A 1,272-nucleotide genomic window follows, 5' to 3' on the forward strand; every position below is an offset into this window, starting at 1 on the left:
ATGAGCACGATCATCGACATTCACGCACGCGAGATACTGGACAGCCGGGGCAACCCGACGGTTGAGGTGGACGTGATATTGGAAGACGGGACCATGGGCCGTGCGGCGGTGCCGTCGGGGGCGTCGACCGGGGCCTATGAGGCGGTGGAAAAACGCGACGGGGACAAGGCCCGCTACATGGGCAAGGGCGTGCTGGAGGCGGTGGCCGCCGTCAACGGTGAGATCGCCGAGGAACTGGTAGGCTTTGACGCCACCGAACAGGTGGCCATCGATCAGGCGATGATCGAACTGGACGGAACCGAGAACAAGGGCCGTCTGGGCGCCAACGCCATTCTGGGCGTCTCGCTGGCGACCGCCAAGGCGGCGGCAGATTTCACCACGCAGCCCTTGTATCGCTATGTGGGCGGCACTTCGGCCCGCGTGCTGCCGGTGCCGATGATGAACATCATCAACGGTGGGGAGCACGCCGACAACCCGATCGACATTCAGGAATTCATGATCATGCCGGTCTCGGCCGCGAATATCCGCGAAGCCGTGCGCATGGGCTCGGAAGTGTTCCATACGCTGAAGAAAGAGCTGTCGGCCGCTGGCCTGGCCACAGGTGTGGGCGACGAAGGCGGCTTTGCCCCCAACATCGCCTCCACCCGCGAGGCGCTGGATTTCATTCTGAAGTCTATCGAAAAGGCTGGCTACAAGCCGGGTGAAGAAATCCACCTGGCGCTCGATTGCGCGGCGACCGAGTACTACAAGGACGGCAAATATGTCCTGTCGGGTGAGGGCAAGAGCCTGAGCTCGGACGAAAACGCGGCTTATCTGGCGGCTCTGGTCAATGATTACCCGATTATCTCGATCGAAGACGGCATGTCCGAGGATGATTGGGAGGGCTGGAAGGCGCTGACCGATGCCATCGGCGACAAGGTGCAATTGGTGGGCGACGATTTGTTCGTGACCAACCCTGTGCGTCTTGCGACAGGGATCGAGCGCGGCTGCGCCAACTCGATGCTGGTCAAGGTGAACCAGATCGGCTCGCTGACCGAGACCCTGCGCGCCGTCGATATGGCCCACCGCGCGCGGTACACCAACGTGATGTCGCACCGCTCGGGCGAGACCGAGGACGCCACCATTGCCGATCTGGCGGTGGCGACCAATTGCGGTCAGATCAAAACCGGCTCCTTGGCGCGCTCGGACCGGTTGGCGAAGTACAACCAGCTGATCCGCATCGAAGAGAGCCTGGGAGAAGTCGCCGAATACGCAGGACGCTCGATCCTTCGC

The 1,272-nt window shown here is 62.3% G+C and carries 1 protein-coding gene; it reads left to right on the plus strand.

What is annotated here, in order from left to right; translation table 11 throughout:
- The coding region (gene eno / locus AC2TCY_RS22985; protein ID WP_480851069.1) for a phosphopyruvate hydratase at positions 1–1,272 on the plus strand (1,272 nt) is incomplete at its 3' end.

The sequence above is a fragment of the Ruegeria sp. HKCCD7181 genome (assembly GCF_057221055.1).